Source organism: Leptospira yanagawae serovar Saopaulo str. Sao Paulo = ATCC 700523 (genome assembly GCF_000332475.2).
GTDB lineage: Bacteria > Spirochaetota > Leptospiria > Leptospirales > Leptospiraceae > Leptospira_A > Leptospira_A yanagawae.
The window spans coordinates 54,756-80,686 of record NZ_AOGX02000015.1 but is presented as its reverse complement, the minus strand read 5'-3'; the positions used below and the strand labels follow the sequence as shown (position 1 = coordinate 80,686).

Annotated in this window: 23 protein-coding genes; 13 read left to right on the top strand and 10 right to left on the bottom strand. The window is 37.6% G+C overall.

Annotated elements, in window-relative coordinates:
* Positions 1-11: 11 nt before the first annotated feature.
* Together LEP1GSC202_RS03940 and LEP1GSC202_RS03935 are read right to left on the bottom strand one after the other, a co-directional pair.
* Complete coding sequence (locus LEP1GSC202_RS03940; RefSeq protein ID WP_015677406.1) at positions 12-1,988, bottom strand: 7TM diverse intracellular signaling domain-containing protein; 1,977 nt, start codon at positions 1,986-1,988, stop codon at positions 12-14.
* Positions 1,989-2,056: 68 nt separating this feature from the next.
* Positions 2,057-2,383 (bottom strand): LB_289 family protein, encoded by a 327-nt coding sequence (locus tag LEP1GSC202_RS03935; RefSeq protein WP_039928537.1) that lies wholly within the window; start codon positions 2,381-2,383, stop codon positions 2,057-2,059.
* A gap of 164 nt (positions 2,384-2,547) precedes the next feature.
* Between LEP1GSC202_RS03935 and LEP1GSC202_RS03930 the strand changes: the two genes are divergently transcribed.
* The 8 genes from LEP1GSC202_RS03930 (at position 2,548) to LEP1GSC202_RS03895 (ending at position 10,121) form a co-directional block, all read left to right on the top strand.
* Complete coding sequence (locus LEP1GSC202_RS03930) at positions 2,548-2,979, top strand: LIC_11090 family protein (RefSeq protein ID WP_244147687.1); 432 nt, start codon at positions 2,548-2,550, stop codon at positions 2,977-2,979.
* Between the two features lie 92 nt (positions 2,980-3,071).
* Positions 3,072-3,917: an MbnP family copper-binding protein gene (locus tag LEP1GSC202_RS03925; protein WP_015677160.1), complete on the top strand. Its 846-nt coding sequence runs from the start codon at positions 3,072-3,074 to the stop codon at positions 3,915-3,917.
* A gap of 57 nt (positions 3,918-3,974) precedes the next feature.
* Positions 3,975-5,183, top strand: coding sequence for an MbnH family di-heme enzyme (locus tag LEP1GSC202_RS03920; protein ID WP_015676585.1), 1,209 nt, complete (start codon positions 3,975-3,977; stop codon positions 5,181-5,183).
* A 23-nt stretch (positions 5,184-5,206) separates the two neighbouring features.
* Positions 5,207-6,082: a hypothetical protein gene (locus LEP1GSC202_RS03915; RefSeq protein WP_039928131.1), complete on the top strand. Its 876-nt coding sequence runs from the start codon at positions 5,207-5,209 to the stop codon at positions 6,080-6,082.
* The gene (locus tag LEP1GSC202_RS03910) at positions 6,079-7,023 is read left to right on the top strand and encodes an LIC11086 family outer membrane transporter (RefSeq protein WP_015677459.1); all 945 of its coding nucleotides are present in this window, start codon (positions 6,079-6,081) and stop codon (positions 7,021-7,023) included. The genes LEP1GSC202_RS03915 and LEP1GSC202_RS03910 overlap by 4 nt, the downstream gene beginning before the upstream one ends.
* Positions 7,024-7,087: 64 nt before the next feature.
* Positions 7,088-8,335: a crotonyl-CoA carboxylase/reductase gene (gene ccrA, locus LEP1GSC202_RS03905; RefSeq protein ID WP_039928129.1), complete on the top strand. Its 1,248-nt coding sequence runs from the start codon at positions 7,088-7,090 to the stop codon at positions 8,333-8,335.
* A 179-nt stretch (positions 8,336-8,514) separates the two neighbouring features.
* On the top strand, positions 8,515-8,946 hold the full coding sequence (locus LEP1GSC202_RS03900) for a VOC family protein (protein ID WP_015677623.1): 432 nt from the start codon (positions 8,515-8,517) through the stop codon (positions 8,944-8,946).
* 164 nt (positions 8,947-9,110) lie between these two features.
* Positions 9,111-10,121 (top strand): zinc-dependent alcohol dehydrogenase family protein, encoded by a 1,011-nt coding sequence (locus tag LEP1GSC202_RS03895; RefSeq protein ID WP_015677128.1) that lies wholly within the window; start codon positions 9,111-9,113, stop codon positions 10,119-10,121.
* On the opposite strand, the gene LEP1GSC202_RS03890 is transcribed toward LEP1GSC202_RS03895, so the two are convergent.
* On the bottom strand, positions 10,111-10,521 hold the full coding sequence (locus tag LEP1GSC202_RS03890) for a DUF2721 domain-containing protein (RefSeq protein WP_083929981.1): 411 nt from the start codon (positions 10,519-10,521) through the stop codon (positions 10,111-10,113). The genes LEP1GSC202_RS03895 and LEP1GSC202_RS03890 overlap by 11 nt on opposite strands.
* Positions 10,522-10,677: 156 nt before the next feature.
* On the bottom strand, positions 10,678-10,899 hold the full coding sequence (locus tag LEP1GSC202_RS03885) for a DUF1858 domain-containing protein (protein WP_012390037.1): 222 nt from the start codon (positions 10,897-10,899) through the stop codon (positions 10,678-10,680).
* A gap of 65 nt (positions 10,900-10,964) precedes the next feature.
* Here LEP1GSC202_RS03885 and LEP1GSC202_RS03880 point away from each other — a divergent pair, with 65 nt between their 5' ends.
* Positions 10,965-11,372 carry a 6-carboxytetrahydropterin synthase gene (locus LEP1GSC202_RS03880; RefSeq protein ID WP_015676631.1) on the top strand — a complete coding sequence of 136 codons (408 nt, stop codon included), beginning with the start codon at positions 10,965-10,967 and terminating at the stop codon, positions 11,370-11,372.
* Positions 11,373-11,794: 422 nt separating this feature from the next.
* A complete protein-coding gene (locus tag LEP1GSC202_RS03875) occupies positions 11,795-13,600 on the top strand; it encodes a PAS domain S-box protein (RefSeq protein WP_015677059.1) in 1,806 nt (601 codons plus the stop codon).
* Positions 13,601-13,610: 10 nt separating this feature from the next.
* On the opposite strand, the gene LEP1GSC202_RS03870 is transcribed toward LEP1GSC202_RS03875, so the two are convergent.
* Complete coding sequence (locus tag LEP1GSC202_RS03870; RefSeq protein WP_039928128.1) at positions 13,611-14,234, bottom strand: TetR family transcriptional regulator; 624 nt, start codon at positions 14,232-14,234, stop codon at positions 13,611-13,613.
* A 148-nt stretch (positions 14,235-14,382) separates the two neighbouring features.
* Here LEP1GSC202_RS03870 and LEP1GSC202_RS03865 point away from each other — a divergent pair, with 148 nt between their 5' ends.
* Both LEP1GSC202_RS03865 and LEP1GSC202_RS03860 read left to right on the top strand, forming a co-directional pair.
* Entirely contained in the window at positions 14,383-15,468 is a 1,086-nt protein-coding gene (locus LEP1GSC202_RS03865) for a flavin reductase family protein (protein ID WP_039928126.1), read from the top strand.
* Positions 15,469-15,524: 56 nt separating this feature from the next.
* The gene (locus LEP1GSC202_RS03860; protein WP_015676437.1) at positions 15,525-16,706 is read left to right on the top strand and encodes a fatty acid desaturase family protein; all 1,182 of its coding nucleotides are present in this window, start codon (positions 15,525-15,527) and stop codon (positions 16,704-16,706) included.
* A gap of 91 nt (positions 16,707-16,797) precedes the next feature.
* Here the strand turns inward: LEP1GSC202_RS03860 and LEP1GSC202_RS03855 are convergent, their stop codons facing one another.
* Entirely contained in the window at positions 16,798-18,510 is a 1,713-nt protein-coding gene (locus LEP1GSC202_RS03855) for an acyl-CoA dehydrogenase family protein (protein ID WP_015677554.1), read from the bottom strand.
* Between the two features lie 446 nt (positions 18,511-18,956).
* On the opposite strand from LEP1GSC202_RS03855, the gene LEP1GSC202_RS03850 reads away from it, so the two are divergent.
* Positions 18,957-19,763 carry a dienelactone hydrolase family protein gene (locus tag LEP1GSC202_RS03850; RefSeq protein WP_039928125.1) on the top strand — a complete coding sequence of 269 codons (807 nt, stop codon included), beginning with the start codon at positions 18,957-18,959 and terminating at the stop codon, positions 19,761-19,763.
* Here LEP1GSC202_RS03850 and LEP1GSC202_RS03845 read toward each other — a convergent pair.
* From LEP1GSC202_RS03845 to LEP1GSC202_RS03830, 4 genes are read right to left on the bottom strand one after another with little or no spacing between them, the layout of a single operon-like run.
* Positions 19,712-22,822 (bottom strand): efflux RND transporter permease subunit, encoded by a 3,111-nt coding sequence (locus tag LEP1GSC202_RS03845; protein WP_015676807.1) that lies wholly within the window; start codon positions 22,820-22,822, stop codon positions 19,712-19,714. The two genes, LEP1GSC202_RS03850 and LEP1GSC202_RS03845, sit on opposite strands and share 52 nt — an antisense overlap.
* Before the next feature lies 1 nt (position 22,823).
* Positions 22,824-23,963: an efflux RND transporter periplasmic adaptor subunit gene (locus tag LEP1GSC202_RS03840; RefSeq protein WP_015676554.1), complete on the bottom strand. Its 1,140-nt coding sequence runs from the start codon at positions 23,961-23,963 to the stop codon at positions 22,824-22,826.
* On the bottom strand, positions 23,960-25,282 hold the full coding sequence (locus LEP1GSC202_RS03835) for a TolC family protein (RefSeq protein WP_015677012.1): 1,323 nt from the start codon (positions 25,280-25,282) through the stop codon (positions 23,960-23,962). The genes LEP1GSC202_RS03840 and LEP1GSC202_RS03835 overlap by 4 nt, the downstream gene beginning before the upstream one ends.
* A 47-nt stretch (positions 25,283-25,329) precedes the next feature.
* Positions 25,330-25,725 carry a hypothetical protein gene (locus tag LEP1GSC202_RS03830; protein ID WP_015677179.1) on the bottom strand — a complete coding sequence of 132 codons (396 nt, stop codon included), beginning with the start codon at positions 25,723-25,725 and terminating at the stop codon, positions 25,330-25,332.
* Positions 25,726-25,931: the final 206 nt, after the last annotated feature.

Sequence of the window (25,931 nt, the reverse complement as noted above, 5' to 3'; positions counted from 1 at the left end):
GAGAAAAATATTTAGGATATTTCGAATAGAATAAACGTTATATCATCGTCTGCGGGGCCTTCTTTGTTTCGCAGACGAATGTGTTCATCTATCCCACCATACAAAGATTCGACGGATTCTGCTTTTCGTTCCAATAACCAATTGAGGAGAGCCTCTTCTCCGGAGTCCCCATTTTCCCAAAGGTCCCAAATCCCATCGGTGAATAATAATAACTTATCACCTTTCCGAATGGTATGAACCTCTTCTGAATACTGTCCTTCTTTGGAATAACCGATCAGTTTTCCTTTTGGTCGGATTACATCAATGGATTTTGAAAGATCATTAAACTTGTATAAGGCGGGATGTCCCGCATTGGCCACTTTTAATACTTTTTGTTCTAAATCGATAAAAATGGCACTGGCTGTTAAAAATTGATTTTTGTAGTTCCCTGCGAGTGCTTGGTTGATGTTTTCTAACACCTTTCCTGGTTTATTCGCAAAAGCCAAGGTTTGCATATAGGCAATTTTTAACATCGCCGCTTCAATGGCCGCAGGGACACCATGGCCAGTAACGTCGGCAATGAGGCCACAGATTTGTTGTTTTCCATAAACAGTTAAATCGTAAAAATCTCCACCTACCAAAGATGCTGGAAAATAACCAGTTTTGATTGCTAGGCCAGGGAATTTGGGAAGGATTTGGGGTAAGGTTGATTCTTGGAGTTTTTGGGCAAGTTTTAGCTCTTTTCCATACGCAATTAACTTTTGTTTGTTGATTTCGGCTTTGAGTTGGATCCTTTCTTTTTCTTTTTGGACCACAGAGATCCGGTCACCAAGTCCAAATGCCATCAGCAGAACTTCTAATGCCATTGCAGCTTGGAAGGCATTTTCCGTAAAAACATTCACTGGGAAAAATCCCATGTACTTTAGTACAGTCGTGAGACCACCTACGATGAGCATAAAGTATCCGAAAAAGTAAAACCTTGCCGGTGGAAATTTTTTCACAAAGGAAACATAATAGGAAACAAAAAGGGCATAAAATGCCAGAAAGGAAGAAAGAGAATCTCCAAATTGGTTTAATGGCCGGTAAGGTACAAAAGGTAAAAGGGCCAAACAAAGCATCGGAATGATGGAAAGTCCCATAAACCCTTTGTACAAGAGAGGTGCATTTTCCTTTAAATTCATAAAAGTGATGCTCATGGGAAAACAAGAAATTAAAAATAAAAAATACAAAAAATTATGAGCATTATAAACTAACTCGGGTGAGTCGGGGAAAAATAAGACAGGCAACAGACCTTGGAGTGAAAGTTGGAATAGGATGGAAGCAAGGATTAGATAATTCACATAAAACAGATATGCTTTGTCTTTCACCATAAAGTAGACAAATAAATTGTATAAACTCATCACACCTACGATGCCAAAAAACATCCCTTGCATAAGAGTATCCAACGATTCATAGGAATCAAAATGTTTTTCCTCCGCTACCATAAGTGGTACTGAAACAGAACTATCTGTTTTGATTCCGACAAAATACGTTACTGTTTCACTAGGTAGAAGTTCGGTAGCAAAACTAAAACCTCGGTAGTCTTTGTCACGATTTTGAAACGGGTAACGTCTCCCTTGGATATTTTGTTTGATTTCGCCTGACTCGCGTAATGCGTAAAATTGCACTTCATCTAGAAGGGGGTATTTAATGAATGTGATCGTACGTTTGTTGTGGTTTAGATCATTGTGTAATTCGAAACAGAACCAATATTGTTTTGTTGTATTCCCAAAATTTGGGATCACACCATTCGCGAATGAGACTGGGTTGGTTTTGAATTGAGTGAGAATTTCTGAAATTGTGTTGATCGGTTCGTCAACTGCAAGGAAAGCGAGTTCCTTTGATACATCAAATGGTTTTCCTTGGTTGGTTGAAATGGGAAATGTCTGGACGTTCGGGCAGAGTTTCTCTTCCGCTCCTAATGTGGTATGAAAGAGACATAAAAGTATGATGGTAAGGGTCTGTTTCATACAGGAAGGCCACTAGTATAAAACGTGAACCTTCCTTTGTAAATCTGTTTGTATGGGAAAAAAAGGAATTATGTGGTGGCGACTGTAATTCCCGCTAAATTGCGAAGAGCGTCGTATGCTTTTTCTTTTTGTTCCACTTTGGTTTTGTTCACTGCCTTGCGAATGATCACGTCCCATTGTTTTTCTGGGTGTTCCATCTTCATATTTTCAAGCAGTTCCAAAATGTTTTCATCATCAGATGCATTGAAGATTTCGTCTGTATCGTAGCGAAACATTCCAAAAAGGGCATCAATGTAATCACCCACACTCATGGATTCCTTTTCACCAGTTTGGATTTTCTTCTTTTCTGCCTTTCGCAGCTCACGTTCTCTGCGTTCCAGTTCTGTACGTTTCATTGTAAGGGCCTCTAGCTTGGAAGCATTTGGTTCCAAGACCATATTTTCAAAGGGCGGGAGGGGGAACACTCAATTTGTCCTAAAATTGTCTCGATTTTTGGTCTGAGGGCAAAAGATTGGGGTAGATGGTCTCCTTTCGGTGGATAGCAGGACTTTTGACCTTAGTGCTAACGACCCAATTTTTCTTTTTGGGCAGTGGGTTACTTGGGTATTGCCTGGAAACCAATTCCAAAATTTGTAAGTGTAACCACGGATCCAAAAAAGAAAAGCACACAAACTCCGAAGACCAATTGTTTTCAGAGAGCCAAAATATAAAAATCACCTCATCTGAAGAAAAGAATCATGCTCATACAAAAGAGTTGGCACTAAAACCAAGTTGCCATGACGCAAAAGATGGAGAAGCCCACCTCTGTTCTTGCAAAAAGAAAAAAAAGGACGCAATGTCCCTTCGGACTCACCACCAAACCATGGACCAACCAAATTTGACATTTGGCATTGCAGTTCCCATTTTGTATTTTTATAAAATTTATGAGTCTCCTTCCACTCTTGAGGATGGAAACCTACCTACTTTACTAAGACCACCACGTATCACTTAGGAATATATATTCCAACATTTTCCTTGGCGACTTGGGATTCACATAGTTTTGTCGCAAAAAAAATAAAAGTTATATTAGAATATTAGGTATTTATGAAATTATTGCATTTAATTAAAATTTCCATTGTTTCGGTTTTCCTTTTTGGGTTTGTCTCTTGTGATATCATTTCTGAACCAAGTGATAATCAAACATTAGCGTTATTAGCGCTTGCTTTACCACAATCTGTGAATTTAGAATTTGAAGCATTGGTGAATGGTCAGAAGATTACATCTGGAACAAACACTTTGTCAGATTCTCGTAGTGTGCAATTTAGAGACTTCCGATTGTACATATCAGAAGTGAAATTTGTTCGAGCAGATGGTTCAACGGCTGATGTTTCTTTATCTACAGATAACGTTTGGCAAGCCAATGGTGTTTCTTTGGTTGATTTGGAAACATACCGGACAACTGAAACTAATATAAAAGTAAATGGATCTGTACCCATTGGAAGTTATACTGGAATTCAGTTTACAGTGGGAGTGCCTGCGGCTTTAAACCATTTAAACAGTACAAACCAAAGTTCACCTTTAAATATTGGTAGTATGTATTGGTCTTGGACTGGCGGATATAAACATGCGAACATAGAATTTTCTTATAATGGAACAGATTGGACAAGTTTACACCTCGGTTCTACAACTTGTTCTGGTGCTCCAAATTATGGAAATTGTTCCAAAAAATTTCGTGCTATAATTCTCCTAAGTGGTCAAGTAAACGTAAGTAATCAAAAGATCTCGTTGGATGTAGATAAATTGTTAACTGGTCATACATACGGCGCTATGGGTATGTGTATGCCAGGGACAGGTGCACCTTGCGATAGTTTGGTACAAGCATTTGGAATGAATATTTCAAATGGTGCGATGGATAGTTCTATTACGCAAAGATTCTTTAGCTTAAGGTAAGTGTGATAAAGAGAGATGGTATTAGAAATATACCAACTCAAAATAAATAGGAATCATATGATAAAGTCGAAATTTTCAATATTAATTTTAGCAATCAGTATTTTCTCTAATTGTATACTTTTGCCATTCCAGAAAGATGAATCAAATGATAATCTGCTGTTAGCTGCCCTTGGAATCTTGGCAAATGCATCCGACTGGGTTTGGGACTTGCCACCTGGATTTCCCGTTCCGAAAGTACCACCTGAAAATCCAATGTCCAGAGCAAAAGTTGAGTTGGGAAGGCATCTATTCAATGAGAAAGTACTTTCTGGTGATGAAACCATGTCTTGCGGAAGTTGTCATATCCAATCTCTCGCATTCGCAGATGGAAAAGATTTTCCAAAAGGTATTACCAATGTTTCACATCCAAGAAATTCTCAACATTTATCCAATGTAGCATACCTTCCTAGATTAACTTGGAGTAATCCTAAGATGTCAAGTTTGGAAATCCAGGCTCGTGCTCCGATGTTTGGAGAAAGCCCAATTGAACTTGGTTTGTCTTCGAATGCCTTCTTAGATAAACTAAAATCCAAATCAATTTACCAAACACTGTTTACGAATGCTTTTGGAAATGCCGATGCAGCAGTGAATGAACAGAATGTTCGATTTGCCATCGCAAGTTTCCAACGCTCGTTGATTTCAGGGAATTCAAAGTATGACCAATATGCCTTCCGGAAAAATGAATCTGCTTTAACTGAGTCTGAAATAAAAGGGATGGAAATTTTTAATGGTGAAGTGGCTGAGTGTTTCCATTGTCACGGTGGATTTAATTTTACGGACACTTCGTTTCATGGTGGATCCCAAGAAGAGTTTTTTTATCACAGCAATGGGATCCATGATGATGCGTATTATGATGGAGTCCCTAGTAACAAACGAGGGTTATATGATTTAACGGGGATTGCTTCGGATACAGGAAAATTTCGCGCTCCATCTCTACGAAACGTTGGTGTCACATATCCTTACATGCATGATGGAAGTTTTATGTGTGATAATGCCAATAATCCCAATATCACAATTGGGAAAACAAAAACAGATTGTGCAAGGGATGCATTAACCAAAGTAATAAACCATTATCGCAGCGGCGGGCAAAACCATTCTGCCAAAGATGCTACTTTGATTCGTGCATTTGGTATCAGTGATTCCCAGAGAGATGATTTGGTGAATTTCCTTCTGTCCTTGACAGATGAAGAGTTTTTGACGAATCCAAAATTTGCGAGTCCATTTTGAAAGCACCTAACATAAAAAATCATATGGCCCTGATATTGTGTTTGGGTCTAGTCTCTCAATGTACATTTGGTTCTGTTGGTGATCGGGAAGAAGAAAAATTGGTCATCTTACAAAATCTAATTTTCTTCAATAACAACCAAACCATTGCCGTTGGTACGAATTTACGAAGTTATGATGACCAAGCGGATAATAACATCGATCAGTTTACTCTAACGAGTGGTGTTAATACATTTAATATTGCTGTCCAAACGAGCACCTATACCAATTGGGAGACAGGAACGTACCGGATCAACCCACCAAATCAAATATTTGGCATATCGACTTCAAGTTCCGAGAGGAGTGCTGCTTTTGCCAAAACCCATACTCCGTATACAATCCCACTTGATTTACCTTCAGATGATTTGTATGGTAAGTCCTATACTTTTTTAACAGGTGGGACTATTTCCAATATCACCCAATTCAATAGTGCAAATAGAACTGGTGCAAGTTTTTTGTATCCCAATACAAGGGTATCCAATATGCCTTTAGGTGTTGTTGCTCTTGCAAATATTAGCTGGGAAGAGATTTACATCCAAATGAATGTGACTGGATTTACGACTAAAACTGTTACGATTCTATTGCCACAAGGATCCAAAGCCATTACACCCAAATGTAAAATTCCAATCAAGAATGGTCGCAGTGGGAATATTGAAATTCTTTTTTCTCTGGCATCCCTATTCCAAGACAGAACAGTTTCAGGATCACCGGTTAGTTTTTTAACAACATTGAGTGGAAAAACGGATCCAGTCGTTATTTCCAAAGTTTCGAATGTTGACTTGTATACAATCCTCCAACAAAACCTACAAGCTGAGGATATCACCTTCAGTTTCCCTGGATGTTTCCCGGGAGTCGAACGATGAAACGAATGTTTTGTGGAAAGTCTTTGCAAAGAATCTTTTCCTTCAGTTTTTTCCTGTTAGTTATCTTACCAAATTATTCTTTACATTCGCATCACACAGGTTCGTCGGATAGTCCCAATGCAACCGCAAGATTTGTGGACCCATTTACTGGCAAACGGGAAAAACCAGCCAATTATTTGGTGGTGACGCAGGATTATTACCAATCAACACGAGAGAATAGCCACCTCTTCACAACCACTGCGTTTGCAGAATTGAATTTTTTTGATGGTCGGTTTGCATTGAATGCTTCTGTTCCATGGAATTATTACCAACAACGAGGGAGGGAAGATGCAGCTCGCATTGGAAAAACCTATCTTGGATTTAAATACCAACCATTTTTCGATTTGGACAAACCTTACTTTTTTGTGATCGAAGGCGCGGTTGGTTTCCCGAGTGGTCCTGATACGGATCGGTTCACCGGAGGGAATTATTATACGGGTTCTGGTTTTATCAAACTTGGGTACTTGTATGAGAAATGGTCGTTTGTAACAAAAATTGGCGGCTTAAATCCGCTCTCAAGGCCACAGCCGAATAATTTACAAGATAATGATGGGATTCCGTATTATTTTCGTAAACCATCTGCTACACCGCCTGAACCAGAATATGAATTCAAAAAAACGACTCTAATCTCCGCCTATGTGACGTATTATTTGATGCCCGAAATTTCACTTTTTACAGGAGTTTTGTATCGAAATCCATATAACGGAGTCGATTATTCGAAAGAAAAGGACAAAGCGAATCCATCGTATTTTACGGAGGCGAGTGCGGGCTTTTCTTGGAATTTTTCTGAGAAATACAATATGAGTTTAGCATATCGTTATCCGTTACAGCGTGATCGTGAGTATAGATTGTACCAGTCAGCTTGGACTTTTGCCTTCTCAATGGAGTGGGGAAGCGATTGACATTTCATGCCTTTTTTAAAACGTTCTAAGAAACTGTATAAATCTTAATCGTAAAAGGTAATCTATGAGCAACGTAGAAATCGTACCAGTAGGGGAACTACCTCCTATTGGAGTCGTGCCCAAAAAAATGCACGCACAGGTCATTCGCCCGGAACGTTACGGCGAACCGAAAACTTCTTTCCAATCAGAAGTCATTGATGTTCCGGAGATCGGTCCGAACGAAGTTCTCGTGGCCACTATGGCTGCTGGGGTAAACTATAACAACGTTTGGGCGGCTTTAGGTTACCCTGTTGATGTTATTGCTGCGCGTAATAAAAAAGGTGAACCAGAAAAGTTTCACATCGGTGGCTCTGATGCTTCTGGTATTGTGTACAAAGTTGGTTCAGAAGTTAAAAATGTAAAAGTGGGTGATGAAGTAGTTGTCCATTGTGCCATGTGGGATCCAAAAGATCCATGGGTTCTTTCTGGAAAAGACCCAATGTATGCGCCATCACAAATCATTTGGGGATATGAATCCAATTGGGGTTCCTTTGCACAATTTTGCAAAGTACAAGACCACCAATGTCTGCCTCGCCCTCAACACTTAACATGGGAAGCATCCGCTGCATATATGTTAGTTGCGGCAACCGCTTACAGAATGTTACACCATTGGAAACCAAATGATGTGAAACCTGGTGATGTTGTCCTCATTTGGGGTGGAGCAGGTGGACTCGGTGCCATGGCAATCCAAATTGTAAAAGCAGCGGGTGGAATTCCAATCGCTGTTGTATCTTCTGATGATAAAATTGAATTCTGTAAAAACTTAGGTGCTGCAGGTGTGATCAACCGTAACAAGTTCAAACACTGGGGTGCACTCACTTCTGATATCAACAAACCAGAAGCTTTCGTTGAGTGGACAAAACAAGCACGTGAGTTTGGAAAAGCAATTTGGGACATCGCTGGCAAAGGCAAAAACCCACAAATCGTTTTTGAACACCCAGGGGAAACTACACTTCCAACTTCTGTTTTTGTTTGTGAAACTGGTGGTATGGTTGTGATTTGCGCGGGAACTACTGGTTTCAATGCAACTGGTGATTTACGTTACCTTTGGATGAGACAAAAACGTCTGCAAGGTTCACACTTCGCAAACGACGACAATTGCCGTGATCTCAACCAATTGGTGATTGATAAAAAAGTGGATCCAGTTTTGGCAGAAACATATCGTTTCGAACAAACTGGTGAGTGCCACCAATTGATGCGAGAAAACAAACACCCATCAGGAAACATGTCAATCCTAGTTGGTGCAAAAACGACAGGTTTAGGAAAGAAATAATTTTTTCGTTTAGCCTGTATTTAGAGTACATGTCCCCGCCCATATCGAACTGGGTGGGGTTAACCACCCGCCACCCAATGGCTCCATCTACCACACAACCTTCGTTTTGTGAATCCAATTCGTAAGATCCAAAAAATTTCATTTCCAAAAGTTCATATTTTCGCATAGGAAGGCCAATCATGTTTCCAAGAATCAATTTGATCACTCTAGGAGTTACTGATTTAGAAAAGGCAGTCCATTTTTATGAAACTGGGCTTGGTTGGAAAAAATCGTTAGAGAGTAACGACAAAGTTGCCTTCTTTCAACTTGGAGCATTGGTTTTCGCATTATTCGGTGAAAAAGATTTAGCCGATGATATTGGAATTCCTTTTCAAAAAAGACAAGAATATTCAGGAATCACATTGGCTCAGAACGTAGAAAGTGAAACTGAAGTTGATAGAATTATTAACGATGTACGTAAGTTAGGTGCAATTATTTTAAAAGAACCACAAAAAGTATTTTGGGGTGGATATAGTGCTTACTTTAAAGATTTAGATGGACATATATTTGAAATTGCTTATAATCCATTTTTCCCACTCAATGAGAAAGGTGAAATTGAATTGAGTAAGTAGAAATTGTTAGATAGAGAGATAGCGAGCGAACAATTGTATTTCAAATCGATAAGTTTAACTTAGCTTATTCTTGTATGAACTTTTTTTGCTTCTTTTTCCTTTTTCTAATAATAAGATTTTGAATTTATTTTTTTAACGAACTTCTTTTAAGGATCATTTGACTGATGAGACAAGCTGAGATAAAACAATTTGGACTTGAAAATTTAAACGTGATTGAGGTCCCAGACCCAAAAGAAGTGGGACCTACAGAAGTTCTTGTAAGGTTACGGGCTGCCTCTTTGAATTATAGAGACTCACTGGTTGTGGAAGGGAAATACAACCCTAAGTTTCCTTTACCACTGGTTCCTTGTAGTGATGGAGGAGGAGAAGTGATCCAAATTGGTTCGTCAGTCACCGAATGGCAAGTGGGTGACAAGGTACTCCTCACCTTTGCGCCAAAATGGATCGCAAAAGAAGCAACTCATTCGGAAATTCGCCACACCATAGGTGGCCCACTTCCAGGAACACTTCGCGAATTGGCCATCGTTCCGGAAACGGGGTTAGTCAAAATGCCAAAACATTTGACATACGAAGAAGCCGCTACCTTACCTTGTGCAGCACTCACTGCATGGTCGGGACTATTCCAATTTAGCCAATTAAAACCAGGTGAATTTGTCGTTGTACAGGGAACAGGTGGAGTTTCAATATTTGCCTTACAATTTGCAAAACTAATGGGGGCCAAGGTGATCCTCACATCTTCAAGTGATGAAAAATTAGAGAGAGGGAAAAACTTAGGTGCAGATTTTTTAATCAATTATAAAGAAACCAAAGATTGGGGAAAAGAAGTTCGACGGATCACAGATAAAGTAGGAGCTGATCATATCATTGAAGTGGGTGGAGCCGGGACTTTGGAGCAATCCATTGCCGCCTGTCGTCCGTTTGGTGTGATCCATCTAATCGGAATCTTAGCGGGTCGTTCAGGAGAACTCAATTTATTACCGGCTGTCATGAACAATTTAAAAATCCAAGGCCTTGTTGTGGGTGGTAGGAAAGCATTTATCGAAATGAATCAGGCGATCGAACAATCTGGATTAAAACCAGTTGTAGACAAAGTTTTTCCGTTAGAAAACGCAGTGGAAGCCATCCAATACTTACGCTCAGGTTCTCATTTTGGGAAAATAGTCATTACGATTTGATTTGGGTAGAGGATCCTAAAATGGATTTTCTTTCTATATCCAATGCATTGACTGACAGATGGATTTCAATCAGCGCCAAAATAAGAGAGACCACCATAAACAATAAAGAGATCGAAAAGAATATCCAAGCAACCAAGTTATAAAAAGGAATCATTCCTAGAGAACAGGTGCAAAGGATTAAACTTAAGATCCCAGCACTTTGCGAATACAAGATGAGAGAAATCCGGAATCGCAAATTATGAATTTGTTTCACGAGAACTTCCGATTTAGAAGTTTCATACTCTGCAAGAAGTTGCCTCGATAAACTAGCCAATCCAAAAAAGCGATTGGTAAAACCCAACATCAAGAGTGAAATCGCAGGGAATAATAAACCAGGTATATTGTATGTTAAATGGTCCAATGGTTTCTAAGTTTGAGTCGGGATCGGTAATTGAATGGGAGTTTGGATGTGAAAGGAACCGTTGACTTGCAAAGCAAAGGGAATCCAGGTGTTACCAATTGGTTTTGGTAAAAACCAATTGGGCCGAAGGATCGACCCAATGGATCAGGATTGGAATTATTCTTCAGCGAATAAATTGTTTAATGAGTCGATGAGAGTGTCTACTTCCACTCCATATCCCATACATACTTGTTCAATGGTTTCCACTTCATTGATCGAGCAGTGGGAACACCCACCTAAGTGGTAACTTGAGAAAACAAGCCCCGCTTCCGGATGGATGGCAATTGCTTCGCCTACGGTCATTTCTTTAAAAAAGCGTGGTTTTGTTGATTCAGTCATCTTCTAGAGTCCCCTTAGAGGAAATTACTATACAAATATTGGACGATGCTCTATTCGTCAATGGAATGTTTACCCAAGAAAACGGGAAATTTTATGTCCGCATTGAAGGTCGGTTTGAATCCGCACATTTCCTCTACCAGTATTTTGCTGATGGAACGGACGAACCCATCCACGGCCATTCCTGGAAAGTGGAGGTGTTTTTAGAAGGAAAAACGAACATCCGCCCAGATGGAATCTCCTATGACTTTTTGACAGCTAGGAACAAATTATTGGAACTTGTTCATTCCATTGACCACATCCTCATCAATGACCATCCCGACTTTAAAGGCATCAACCCGACGTCCGAAAATGTTGCTAGGTGGTTTTATTTTGGATTAAAAGACGATGTCAAGGCTTCTGAAGGCAAAATCCGACGTATTGTCATCCATGAAGGTCCAGAGAATCTCGCTTTTTTTGAACCTGAGAACGTTTAAACATTAGAGTCCTAATTCTGTAAAAGAACGGATTCGAATCCTGGATCCTTCGTTCTCTCCTTACCTGTTCGTTTTTCAAAACAGAACAGATTTCATCGGATTATGATATAGAACACCTGTTAGAAAAAACGTTCTTTTTGCGATGTGAATTTTCCTTCCATATCACAGCGGTTATTCTCTTCTCGCACAGATCATTTGTAGTTAGATTTACTCATTGTCATCCAATTGTAAAATGTTTCTATGTGTTAGGTTTCGAAATCTGTTTCAATGGTATTGATTCAATACCACCTAACTCTACGTTTAGCTGCTATTTTGCCTTGATTTTATTTTTATTGCATAGATAATTATTTTTTTCAAAAAAAATGAATTACAGAATGGATTGCCTTTTCGATCCCCATTCTTAAATTTTGGTAGAAGTCGGTATGCCAGCAACAGAAATCAAACATAGTTTAGGTCATATCCTACTTGTAGAGGATGAAGCCATATTGGCTGTTTCCCAAGCAGAGTTTCTAAAGCTAAAAGGATACTCCGTACAACATGTTTCCAATTCCTATGATGCAATTGATTTTGTCACATCAGGGGAAAGAGCCGATTTAATTTTAATGGATATCAATTTATCCGATGAGTTAGATGGAATCCAACTTGCCAAAAAAATATTAGATATCAAAGAAATACCAATTTTGTTTGTGAGTGGTTATTCTGATCAAAAAATTTTGAATCGAGTAGCTGATTTAAAACACTACGGTTTCGTTCCTAAAATTTCAAGTCCTGATATTGTTGAGTGTATGATTAAATCAGCACTTAAACTCCACCAAGTCGAACAGAGTTTATCTTTCCGTGAAAAAGAACTAAGAATCACATTTGAGGCAATGGGTGATGCAGTCATTGTATTAACACCCGAAGGTCAAATCCGCGATATCAACCAAAAAGCCTTAGATTTGTTAGGTTATCAAAAAATGGAAGTCATTGGGAAAGAAATTACTTCCTTTTTATACCTCATACAAGCTGAGTCGCGAATGCGAATCACATATCCATTCTTAAACAATTCAGAAGGACTCATCGAAACAAAACGTAGAAACGATTTGATGATCATTTCTAGAAACGGCCGTGAAATCAATGTAACAGAGACCGTCTCACCAATATTAGATGCAAATAAAAATTTAAGTGGGATTGTCATTGTATTTCGAGAGAATCCCGAAACTCCTGTATTGGTTCCACCCAAAGACAGTGAAAGTTTGTATGCAAAAGTTTTCCAACTTAGCCCAATTGCAATGGCAATTTCCACCATCAAAGATGGAACGTATTTAGATATCAACCCAGCCATGGAAACAATTTTTCAATTTGAAAAAGAAAAGGTGATCGGTCGAAGAACGGATGAGTTTAAAGCATGGAGTAATCCAGAACAAATCCAAAGACTCAATGCCTTATACGAACAAAATGGCAGATTGGCTGGTGAAAGGATGTCTGTCACTCATGCGGATGGAAAACAGTATGAAGTATTAGTGTTTAGCCAAGCGATGGACATATCAGGCGAACGATTTGTCCTTTGGATCAATTTAGACGTTACTAAAATTTTGGATATCGAAGGGCGACTTGCCAAATCATTAGAAGAAAAAGATATACTCTTAAAAGAATTGCAACATCGCGTTAAAAATACATTAGCCATCATATCTGGACTTCTCAACCTCGAATCCTTTAAGGTCGAAAATGAACTGGCAAAACAATCCTTTTTAAATGCTCAGTCTCGGATCATGTCAATGTCTAAAGTTTATGAAAACCTATACCAATCCGAAGATTTGGAATCAGTTGATTTACGAAAGTACATTGAAGATTTGGTTTACAGTTTACATGATATCTTTGTTTTAAATCCAACAAAAATCAAATTTGATGTCAAACTAGAAGACATTCGATTGGATCTCAAACGAACATTACCATTGGGTTTGATTGTCAATGAATTACTCACGAATGCACTCAAATATGCGTATCCAAATGATGCGAGTGGTGATATACGCATCCAACTCACTAAAACGAAAGAACACATTCAATTGACTGTTGGAGATGATGGAGTTGGTTTACCAGAATCTGTAAACATTGAAAAAGGCAATCATTTTGGGTACGAACTCATCCGAAGTTTAACCTCACAATTGAAAGGTGTGTTTTCTTCTGTTTCGAAAAAAGGGGAAGGATTAAATATCATTATTTCCTTTCCTATCCATGGGAAAGATTGATCTACAGCAACTAACGATGTTTATGTTTTCTCCCTCGTATGGTTCCGATAAAAACCAATCGAACTTGTTTGATCGTTTTCACCTTTAACTTTCGCATTTCCAGATGGGCATCTTCCTCTAAGTCCAAATAATCGGAAGCCATCTGAAAACAAATGCTAACAATGAGTTCTGAAGCAAACAAAGTATCCACCTTGGAGATGGATTTTGGCATTCTCATATCCTTTGCAAGTTCCACCGCAATCAAGTGCATGGCTTCGCGGATTCCTTCACGAATCTTTCGATTGCCACCCGTACGTTCTCTGGCAATGAAACGAAACAAAGAACGGTTATTTGTGACGTAGTCGAAAAAAAATCCAATGGTCAGTTGTAATGCGGATCGGTAAGCACCTTTGACCCTTGCATCTCCTACGATCATTTGGATCCGAATGCTGCATTCCGCTACCAAATGGAGGCCTAATTCCTCCATTGACTTAAAATGGCGGTAAAACGCCGCAGGGACGATCCCAGCCTTTCCTGTCACTTCTCGTAAGCTGAGATCCCCGAGCCCTTTTTCCTCACCCATCAGCTTCAGGGCGCTTTCAAGCAGGTTTGCGTGGGTTTTCTGCTTCTGGCTGTCTCGTTTGCCTGGTTTCATAGAATGAATTGAGTAAACGATTGTTCACTTTTTTTTGGAAAGCAAGGAAAAAATCCCCAGATTAGGGTTGACATAGTGAACAGCGTAAGTTAACACTATTAGATAAATCCGTGAACACTTGTTCACTTAAATGCGAAAAGAGGCGAAAATGAAAACATTTCCTTTTATCTACAACGAACCAAAGGAATTCTTAAAATTCCTCCAACCCAAAGATTGGGCCAATTTTTTCCTCGGAGAAATCAACCCACGATTCTCTGTCACTGCTACCAAAGCAAAGGTGATGGATGTGATCGAAGAAACATCTGATACCAAATCAATAGTTTTAAAACCCAATTGGTTATGGAAAGGTTTCAAATCTGGCCAACATGTGCCAGTTACGGTTGAAATCGCAGGCCGAAGGATTACGAGATTTTATTCATTATCTTCACATCCATCAGACAAATACATTCAAATCACCGTTAAACGCCAGAAAGGTGGTCTTGTTTCCAACTTCATCAATCAAAATATCAAAAAAGGAGATATTTTAGAATTGGGTGATGTGAGTGGTGATTTTATTCTCACAAAGGAAATTCCTAAGCAGTTATTATTCATTGCGGGAGGAAGTGGTATCACACCCATTCATTCCCTACTCAAAGACTTAGAAAAATCAAAGTATGATGGCAAAGTAACTTTACTTTACTTTGTTCGTTCTTATGACGATATCATTTTGAAAACTTCTCTCGAGAAGATAAAATCAAATGTGAAATGGTTGGAAATTGTATATGTTTTCTCTGATGTTCCAAAAGAAGGATACGAATCAGGTTTTTTAACTAAAGAAATTTTAGATAAATACAACAAAGATCTTAAGTCTACATCAGTTTATGTTTGTGGTCCCTCTCCAATGCAAACCAAAGCACTGAGTTTGTTAGAAGGTGTGAATGTTAAATCCGAACTCTTTTTGTTACCAAATCAAAATGTGAATCACGTAAAAAAAGAAGGAACTGTGGATGTATTCTTAACTTTGAGTCACAAAACGATCCAAGTAAAAGGAGAAAAATCTCTTTTAGAGGAACTCGAAGAACAAGGTATTTACCCGCAAAGTGGATGTCGGATGGGAATATGCCATACATGTGTTTGTAAAAAACAAACTGGATCAGTCACCGATTTATCGAATGGAGAGGTATCTGAGTTAGGTGAAGAGAATATCCAAATCTGTGTAGCAAGAGCTGAGTCGAATTTGGAATTAGAACTTTAGATTGGTGGCATCGCGTATCAGTTTATTGAAAAAAGAAATCATCATAGGATAAGAAAATGAGAACAATTAGTAAAAAATTAAACAAAGAAGAAATCGAATCATTTGGTAAAGAAATAGATGCACTTCGTGAGGAAGTAATGGCCAAAGTTGGAAAAGAAGATGCAGATCATATCCGATTTATTTACAAAATGTATAGGTATACAGAAGTATTAGGTAGAGGATTGATTCATTTCAGTTTCGAACCAATTTCTTTTGCAGCCGGAACATTATTATTATCAATTTCTAAAATCATCAACAATATGGAACTTGGGCATAATGTTTTACATGGCCAATATGATTGGATGAATGATCCAAGATTTAATTCTAGAACCTTTGAATGGGATATCGTTTGTAATGCTCACCAATGGAAATTTTATCATAATTACATGCACCATACTTATACCAATGTTTTAAACAAAGATCATGATTATGGTTATAATTTTACAAGATTGACAGAAGCACAAAAATGGAAACCGGTACACTTAACACAACCGTTTACAAATTTGTTTTTAGCGATCAATTTTCAATGGGGAATTGGCGCCCATGGTTACCGAGTAGAATACTTGGAAACACCAAAGAAACTTAGAAAGAAAAAAACTTTGAAAGATTATAAAGCTCTTTTCTTCAAAAAAATTGAGATGCAGATGTTAAAAGATTATATTTTATTCCCTGCACTTGCTGGTCTCAATTTTCCAAAAATCATTTTGGGTAATATGTTAGCAAATTTGATTCGTAATCTTTGGACTTATGCAGTGATCTTCTGTGGTCATTTCACAGAAAATGCAGAATCATTCACAACAGATGAAATCGTTGGGGAAACAAAAGCACAATGGTACTTGAGACAACTGAAAGGTTCATCGAACCTTGATGGTAACAATTTGTTTTACACCATGACTGGTCACTTAAGCCATCAAATTGAACACCATATGTTCCCTGATATGCCTGCGAAACGATACCGTGAAGTGGCTCCTCGTTTAAAAGAGATTTGTGCAAAGTATGGCCAACATTACAACACAGGAAGTTTCGTGAAACAATTTGGTTCTGTTTGGAAACGTATCATCGCGTATTCATTTCCTGATCATGTAGCTGGTAAACTGATGGGAAAAAGAAAAAAGTTTTTAGAACCTACAGTTGTTATAACACAACCAAGTTTTCAAGTGAGTTTGTCCCCAGAAGAAAAAACTGTTTCTATCACATAACCTGAACTAACTTAAATCTCCCCTACTCGCAATAGAGGAGATTTATCCCTTTCCTTTCTTTTAGGGTTCTCATACCAGAGACCCTTTTTTTTTACACTGATTTTAGTTTGATAAGATTTGCAGTCAGAATTCCGAAACTATCAATGTGAAATTCTTTACACCATTTGCTTCGTAGTTCTTTTCTTGATTTGGATTTGTTTTTGCTTCTTTCCATTAACAATCCTACCACCAATCTTGCGGCAGATTCAACGACTTCGAAACTGAATGATTCTTTTGTATTTTGGTCTGGAATTGACTTGTATGCATCCACAATCGATTCAAAAACAGAACGAATTTCTGTTAGCCTTTGATTTGATTCAGAACCTTTTGTCAAATGATCTAAATAAGCACGAAATGTACCTGTTTGGCTCATACCGGAAGTAATTCCTCCAATTGCGGCATTTACCTGGATTTGAGTGGTTCCATCATAGATATTGGTGATCCTTGCATCTCGATACAACCTGGACAAATCATAATCCTCTGTATAACCTGCTCCACCTAATACTTGTAAACCGTCGTATACTAAGTCATTACACATTTCTGAATTGTAATATTTTGAGATAGGGGTTAGAGTATTTGCTACTTTTTCCCAAAACTTTGCAGTTTTGTTTTCTTCTACTGTGATTTCTCTTCCATCTTCATACCAATAGTACTTATCAACGGAGTAAGCTGCTTCCACCATAAGGCAACGCATACCAGCAAGTTCCCTTTCCATCCGATCTAATAATTTTTTGACAGCAGGAATTTCATAAATTGGTTTTCCGAATTGGTACCTTTCTTTTGCATACTTTAAGGCCTCTTCGTATGCTGCCGTCACAATTCCTGTTCCTTGTGAGGAAACACTTAACCTAGCACCGTTTAGCATTCCCATCACATACTTTACGAGTCCAAAACCTTCTTTGCCGACCAAATAACCTTTGCTATCTTCAAAAACAGTTTCGCAGGTTGCGGAAGCTTTGATACCAAGTTTTTTTTCAATTCCTTGGATCGAATAGTCTTTGTTCTCTACAATAAAAAAGGATAAACCTCTGGCTCCACTTTCAGGAGATCCTGTTCTTGCTAACGTGAGGGTAATTCCTGGTCCTCCATTCACTCCACAAGCGACAGTTTGAAACCGTTTTGTACCTGATAAATACCATCCATCATCTTTTTGAATGGCTTTTGTTGTGATATTAGGTAAGTCTGATCCAAAATCTGGTTCGGACAATCCCATAGTGACGGTATAATTTCCTGAAATCAATTTTGGAATCCATTCGTTTTTCATTTCTTCAGAAGCACAAACTTCTAAAATGGCCGCAAGTCCCATGCTACCGACAGCAATGGTAATGGAGCTATCGGATCGATACATAAGTTCTGCAATCATTGCTTTGATGATGCTTGGCACACCAAGTCCGCCATACTTCCTTTTAAACGCAGCGGGTCCAAGTCCAGCATCATGGTACATTTGGATCACATCCACCATCTCTTGTGGATGGATAACTTCTCCATTTTCAAATTTTAATCCTTTGGCATCTACTACTGATGCAACTTGTGAAACATACATTCCACTGATTTCTCCACAGGATTTTAAAATCTCCTCATAATAAGAAGTAGCCTCATCTGGGTTAGATGGCGCCATTTCTAATTTAGTATTTTGAGTTGATTCGTATAGTTTTGCATCTGAATAATTGTTTTCGTATATAGGAACGATCTCATTCCAATCGATTAATTCATAAAAATGTTCTTTTAAGTCTTCGTTTGTAAGAAAGTAATTGTTTTGGATCATGTTCGTTCCTTTGGATAAAAAGACAACATTCGATATTCCTTTGCGATCAAAAAAAAATTCAGTTTATAAATAATTAAATATTTGAACTTGGTGAAACGATCGGTATACTTTTGATTTCCTTTTGTGAACTAGTCGGTCTACCGATAATTGAATGAAAAGGAGTATGTGATTGAAATTTGCAGTTCAGATTTTCAAAAACCAACGATTTACATTTGGTTCAAGTGATGGAAAAAGCTGGGTTTGTTTTGACAATCAAGGATTGGTTTGGAACGATTCCTTCTCCATTGAGAGGGAAAGAGTGAGTTAGAAACCAAATCAAATGCCAATCATTGAAAAAATATTTGGAATCGGAATTTTTTTGTATTTTCTGAATGTTTTTTTTGTTCTAAAGTTTGATTCGGATATTTGGAACCTTTTCTATGTTGCAAAGTCCGAAGAGGAGAGATATGAAACATTTCATTGCAGTCGTCACATCATTTCTTTTAATTCAATGTACTTCCTTGCCAACAGCAGAGCAACCTGTCAAACCAACGGTAACTGGGAATGCCTTAGAATATAAAATGGATGGCAAAACATACGAAGGATTTTTGGCTGTGGATTCAAACATTACTGGCAAACGTCCGGGAGTGCTTGTGATCCATGAATGGTGGGGAGTGAATGATTATCCCAAACAAAGAGCAAAACAATTGGCTGACTTAGGTTATGTGGCATTTGTAATGGATGTTTACGGGAAAGGAGTGTTAGCAAAAGACCATGTCGAAGCAGGTAAATTGTCTAGTGCCAATGGGGATCCAAAGATTTTATTAAAAAAAATATACAAAGCTCTTGAGATACTTAAATCGAATCCAAATGTAGATCCAAATAAAATTGGTGCTATCGGTTATTGTTTTGGTGGTGGTGGAGTTATTGAACTCGCATTAGACGGAGCAGATTTGAAAGGAGGGGTTGTGTCCTTTCATGGGATGTTGGGAAGTAAAAATTTGGTGACTGGTGTTAAGAAAATTAAAACGAATGTATTAGTTCACCATGGAGCAGATGACCCTTTTATCCCAAAAACTGCTGTTGAAACCTTTATAAAAACAATTGCAGAAGCGAAGGCTCCCGTGACGTTTATTTCTCATCCAGGTGCGGTTCATGGATTCACAAGACCAGGTGCCGATAAACATGGATTACCTGGTCTTGCTTACAATGAAAAAGCTGATTATGCTTCCTTTGAAAGTATGAAGGACTTTTTCGCAAAAAACTTTAAATAAACGATCGGTAAAACAAAGAGGGTTAATGCACTTGCTGTGATTAATCCTCCGATCACAACGGTGGCAAGAGGTCGTTGGACTTCCGCACCTGGTGAAGTGCTAATCGCCATTGGTATAAAACCAATAGAAGCTAGAAGGGCCGTCGTCAGTACAGGCCTTAAACGAGAAACCGCAGCATCTTTTATTGATTCCACAAGTGTTTTTCCAGAACCTTCCATGGTTTTAATAAAACTGATCAAAACAAGTCCATTTAAGACAGCAATTCCAAAGAGTGCAATGAAACCAACTCCCGCCGAAATACTAAATGGTAAATTCCTGAGAAATAAGGAAATTATCCCTCCTGTTATAGCGAAAGGAACATTTAAAAAGATTATAAACGCTGGAAGGATTTCGTTAAAGGCAAAGTATAAAATCAAAAATATAATCAACAGTGTGATGGGTACAACAACTAACAATGTATTTGTTGCCGATTCAAATTTTTGAAATTCACCACCTAGGCTAAAGTAATATCCTTCCGGAAATTTGATTTTTTCTGATAAAACCTTTTTGACGTGGTTCACTGTACTAACCATATCACTTCCACGAATATTAAATTGAACGAGTGCGTATCGATTTTGATTTTGATGGTAAATTTGAACTGGGCCATCTTCAATTTTTATTTCAGCCAATTCATGTAATGGTGCAAATTGATTCCCTCCCACATGTACCGGAACATTTGGAATTTTTTCCGAATTTGATTGAATGTCCGTTTTCACAACAATTTCAAATCGTTTCATCCCTTCATAAACGATACCTGCATATACACCTGAAGAAAGAGATTCGATGGTCTGATTGATTTTTTGGATGTTTAAATCATACCTTGCTAACTTTTCTCGATTTGGTTTGATACGTAAATATTCTAAACCATACAGCTGTTCGATTCTTAGATCAGCGACACCTTCAATGCTTTTAATCTTAGAGGAAATTTCCTCCGCGATGGCTTTCAGTTGGACTAAATCATCTCCAAAAATTTTAATTCCAACATCAGCACGAATTCCTGCCATGATTTCGTTATTTCTCATTTCAATTGGTTGTGAGAGACCAAATGCAACTTGTGGTGCCACTCGTTGTATGATTTCTTCCAATTTTTCTTCAATATCCGATTTCGACTGTTCCCACTCTGACCTTGGTTTCATCGTTAGGTACATATCTGTTTTTTCGACACCCATTGGTTCAATGGCAAGTTCTGGTGATCCAGTTCTAGAAACAACTTCTGTAATTTCTGGAATTGTTTGTAATATTGCCTTTTCAATTTTATTGGATGAGGCTAATGATTCAGTTAATGTTGTGGATGGGTAACGACTGATTTCGATCAATAAATTACCCTCATCTAACTTTGGTAAAAACTCACCACCTAATTGAAAGAAGAGTATGATTGAAATAACAAATGTTATAATCGTACCTTTTAAAATGGCAGATCCATGATCCATACAAAACTTTAGTTTTGGAATGTACCAGTTTTCTATTTTTTGGAAAAAAACTGTTTTATGATCTTCTTTTACGTCTGCATGTAAGAAAAATGAAGCCAACACCGGTATAATTGTCAAAGTCAATATAAACGAACCAATCAAAGCAAATAAGACAGTGGTTGCCATTGGAATAAACATTTTACCTTCTGTTCCACTTAAGGTAAGGATTGGAATGTAAACGATACCAATGATGATTTCACCGAAGATCGTTGCCTTTCTGACTTCGATTGTCGCATTTAAAATTGTGTCAATTTTTTCATTTGGATTCAATTTACGTTTGAGTTCTTTTACTTTTAAACCTATTCTCCGATGAGAATTTTCGATAAGGATGACAGCTCCATCTACAATTAATCCAAAGTCAATCGCTCCCATCGACATCAAATTGGCTGGCAACTCACGTAAAAACATCAGTGAAATCGCAAATAACATTGCTAAGGGTATGACCGAAGCAATGACCAATCCCGATCGAAAATCACCGATCATCAAAAACAAAATAATGATAACAAGGATGGCACCTTCCGACAAATTCCAAACAATAGTTTTAAGAGTGTTTGAAACCATAATGGACCTATCGTAGTAGGGTTTGATTTTGATTCCTGCCGGTAAGGTTTTTTCGATCATCGAAATTTTTTCTTTTACAGACTTTGTAACAGTCAGTGAATTTTCACCGAGTAACATCAGTGTGACGGCACCGACTACCTCAGATTTTCCAGAAGAAGTTGCGGCCCCTTTTCTAAGTTTTGGTCCTTCGATAATATTCGCTATTGTACTCAAATAAACGGGAAAGCCATCCTTCGATTTTCCGACCTGGATTTTTTCAAAGTCTGGTAGAGTTTTTAAGAGACCATCACTTCCAATGATCAATTGTTCATTGGATCTTTCAATATAACCACTACCAGTCGATAGGTTATTCGATTGAACAGATGTTACAATTTGTTCTAAAGAAATTCCTAGAGATGCTGCCTTATAAGAATCCACAATCACTTGGTATTGTTTTGTTTTTCCTCCAAAACTATTAACTTCTACAATCCCTGGAACTGTTTTTAACATTGGATTGATGACCCAATTCAAATAAGTTGTGAGTTCCATTTGACTATGAAAGTTACTTTCCAAAGTAAACTGAAACACTTCACCTAAACCAGTAGTGATGGGACCAATTACCGGTTTTCCATAAATTGAAGGTATGTTTTCGGATGCCTCGTTTAGTTTTTCGCTTACAAGTTGTCTACTTTGTAATAAATCGGTACCATCTGAAAAAACGGCAGTGACAAGGGAAAATCCATATCGGGATACGGAACGAATTTCAATTAAGTTGGGTATTCCTGTGAGGGCGCGTTCTACTGGAAGAGTGATGTACTGTTCAATTTCTAATGTCGAAAGTGAAGGGGAAGTTGTGATGACTTGGACCTGGACATTAGTGATATCAGGAACTGCATCGACTTTCAAATTTTTTAAAGAATAAAATCCACCAAATGCAAGTAATGTTGTGAGTATTACAACGAGAAGTCTATTATGAAGGGAAAAATAAACTATTTTTGTTAAAAATTCCATATCATTCCCCTCCAAAAGTATCTTTGAATAAAATGGCTTTTAATTCAAAGGCACCTTTTGTAACAACTCGATCACCTTCCTTTAACCCTTGTAATATTTCCGTTTTTTGATTGGAGGTAATGCCAGTTTTCACTTCTACCCAACGGTATTGATTCTTTTTTTCTTCGCGAAAGATGTATTTACGGTTTTGATAGGATTGAATGCTATGATCCGGCAATTGAAAACTTTTTCGTTCATTGACCAGTAAAATCGCTTTTCCAAATAATCCAATTTTTGCTTTCCGATTTTGGTTTTTGAAGACAACACGCGCATGTACTGTACGTGATTCGGGGTCTACTTTTTCACCGATATGTTCTAATTTTCCTTGAAAGGTGAGATCAGGATATGCGTTGAGTAGGACGTTTGCAGTTAGTCCTTCAGATAGAAATTGTAAATCATTTTCATAAATCTTTGCTTGGAACCATAAATCATTTAGATTTGCAATTGTTGTCAAAATTTGATTGCCATTGATAATAGATCCTGGAATTGCATTTCGAGATAGCGCTAAACCTGATTTAGGTGCATAAACAATGTATTGTCCAGATGAAACATTATTGATTGGCAATCCATTTGCACGTAATGATTCCTCTGCTGAATTTTTTTCTGATTCGATGACACGTAAATTTGCTTCCGCATCTATTTGCTCTTGTTTAGCGGCCAAATTCATTTTTACAAGTGAACTAATTCTAGTTAAGTTTTGTTCAGCTGCATGGAATTTGGAATTTGCTACAAGATAATTGGATCTAAGTTTTGCAAGTTCCGGTGAGTCAATGGTAGCTAACTTTTGGCCTTTCGATATATTGTCTCCCTCCACAAAATATACGGATGTTACCCGCCCAGATATTCTTGCAGGTACGTCCATGATTTGATCAGGGACAGCTTCTGTTTCACCTAAGAGTTCTATTTGAGTATGGATCGGACTAAGTTCCATAACTTGTGTTTCAATTGTGATTTCATTCCTTTGTTCTGAACTGATTTCAAGCAAGTCTTTTGCACTTTGGTTTTCTAAATCAGAGGTTTTCGGTTTACGTGTATACCAAAAATAAAATGCAGAAAGGATAATGATGATGGATGTGAGTAAAATTTTAGTATTTCGGTTCATTTTTGTATTTCCATTGAATGAGTGGGCAAACCGAGAACACGAATGAGTTCGATTTGTGAAATTTCATATTCTGATTTTGTATTAAGATAATTTAATTTTGTTTGTAATAGGATTCTTTGGTGGTTAATCGCATCGATGATTTTGATTTTTCCAAATTGAATGGCTTCTTGTAGGTTTTTTAAATCAAACTCCGCTCTTTTCATTTTGTTTTCATCATACAATTGAATTTCTTCCGAGAGAGTTAGATAATTTGTTAGAGCAAACAAAACTTCTTGTTTAACATTTCGAGAAACTGACTCTTTTAATTCTTTTGATGTTTCAATTTTGGAAGCAGAGATCATTGATTCTCCTTCATAGTCTCTCCAAATGACAAGAGGAACGGTTAACATACCACCGACGACACGTTCGTTAAATCCATCATTTTGTGCAAAAGCTCCCAAACTAACATTGGGAATCTTTTGTTTGCGAACTTCATTATGCCGTAGCAAAGCCAGTTCGATTTCTTTTTCTGTTAAAAAGATTTCAGGCCTATATTGGTATGCGATTTTTACCAATTCTGATTTTTCTTTTGGAAGGTCTGTGGGAATTTTCCAATGAATCGTTGATTCTTCGTTTAATTCGATCGTGTATCCAAGTAATACTTCTAATTCAGATTTTGCATTTTCGAATAACCGGTGTGTTTGGTTCCAAAGTTTAAAAATTCTGATTTCCTCTGATTCTGACAATGATTCATCGATTCCAGGGGACAATCCTTCATTGATACGAGCTTTGGAAATTTTTTTTAATTCTTTTACAAGTTGTAAACTATTGTTACTATTTTCTTTTTCTAAATGAAGATATCGATACCTTGTTAGTTTTTTGAGTGCTTCAAATTCCAAAATTCGTTTGATGGACTCTAAACGAAAAACTTGAGATTTAAATTCTTCATCAGCAATTTGGATGGCTATTTCTCGTTTGCCATTGGTAAAAATTTCTTGGTTTACCATTACTTGAAAATTATTGGAAGAACTTGAACTTGAACCTAAAATAGGGCTAGATGTTTCTCCATTTCGGTTTGCCAGATAACCTGAAAATGTTGGATTCGAAGGAAAATAATAAGATGCTATTTTTTTCCTTCCAGAAATTTCTCTAAGTTTGATTTCTTCTAAACGATAATCCGGATGGCGTTGGACTATACATAAACTCAAATCAAAAATTGAGTTTGAATTTTGGCATTGTACATTTGAATCATTCGAATTTCCATTTGTTGAAAAAACAAAAAAGAAACACCCCAAATACACAAACCATCTTAGTTTGTAAAAATACATTTGTAAAAACATGGAACCCTCCCATGAGTGAATCGCAATTAGAATACTGTGCGGATAAACTAAGAGAGAATTGTTTTGGGTGGTCTAAAGTGGAACTTGATGCCTAAATGGATAGGAATTTGAATTTCGTTAGCTACATAATAAAATTTATGGAGTTGGATGAGAACGTGAGTGAGATATAAATCCCAAGTGATGGATACGATGAGATTACAAGGGCAGGAGATACAAACATGTTCAGAATGTTCACCTTCTTCACCTAAATCATGGTTTGTTTCCAATCCAAAAGTGTGGTCCAAAAATGAATAAGGGCATCCACTTTCTGGGGCACCGATGGCACCACAATTGATTTCATTGTCCACCAAACGTTGGTAGATAAAATGGGATGCGAATACGAGGACAAAGGAATACAATAACATTTGTTTTGCAAATTTACTTTGATTCCCTTTGGTTTTCATATGCTAAATGAAACTATGTGATTCCCTTTAGCATTTGCAATCACTAATCAGGAGATGAACTTTTATAAAGTTAGGATACTTCTTTAACGAACAGTCGGTTTGATTTTGCCATGCGATCAAAAATCGATTGCAATTGAATTCTTGAGACTCAGTTTCTTTGAATCAGTTCTGCGTTTCGTTTGTTTGTAGCAAGACGGTAACTTTCT